Origin of the sequence: Streptomyces synnematoformans, assembly GCF_039531005.1 — a bacterium.
Lineage (GTDB): Bacteria > Actinomycetota > Actinomycetes > Streptomycetales > Streptomycetaceae > Streptomyces > Streptomyces synnematoformans.
Genome location: NZ_BAAAPF010000745.1, coordinates 1 through 695, shown reverse-complemented (window position 1 = coordinate 695; position 695 = coordinate 1). Strand labels below are relative to the sequence as shown.

Genomic DNA, 695 nt, shown 5'->3' with positions numbered 1-695 from the left:
CGAGGACGTGCTGCGCGAGGCCGGCGGCTGGCTCGACGGCTGGGCCGCCCTCCCCGGCGGCCTCCAGCGCCGCGTCGACGAGGCCCAGGGGGCGGCCACCCGCGCCGAGCAGCTCGCCGCGGAGCACGAGGATGCCCGCCGCCGCCTCGCCGCCGCCGAGCGCCGCGACGAGCTGGCCGGCCGGACCGACGAGGCCCGGCAGGCGCGCCTCGCCGCCGCCGAGTGCGCCGCCGAGGCGCAGCGCACCTGGCTGTGGCTGAAGGAGCGGCGCCTCGACGGCATGGCGGCCGAGCTGGCCGCCCGGCTGACAGCCGGCGAGCCCTGCCCCGTCTGCGGCTCCGCCGCCCACCCCGCCCCCGCCGGCACCGGCGGCGACCTCGTCGGCGAGCGCGCGCAGAGCGAGGCCCTGGCCGCGTACCGGGCGGCCGTCGTCGTACGGGAAGAGGCCGCCCTGCGGCTCGACTCGCTGCGCCAGGCCCGCGCCGCCGCCGCCGAGGAGGCGGGCGAGGAGGGCCGGGACGCGCTTGCCGCCGCCGTCGAGCGGGTGGCGGGGGAGCTGGGCCGGGCCCGGGAGCTGGCCGCCGGGGCCCTCGCCGCCCGGGAGCGGCTGGACCAGGCGCACGCAGAGCACGACCGCCGCGTACGCCGCCGGCAGCTCGCCGAGAGCCGGGCCGCCGCCCGCTCGGCGGTGAGGG

The 695-nt window shown here is 82.9% G+C and carries 1 pseudogene; it reads left to right on the top strand.

Annotated elements, in window-relative coordinates:
- Positions 1–7 precede the first annotated feature (7 nt).
- A pseudogene (locus ABD317_RS37470) lies at positions 8–695 on the top strand (AAA family ATPase); the annotation flags it as partial.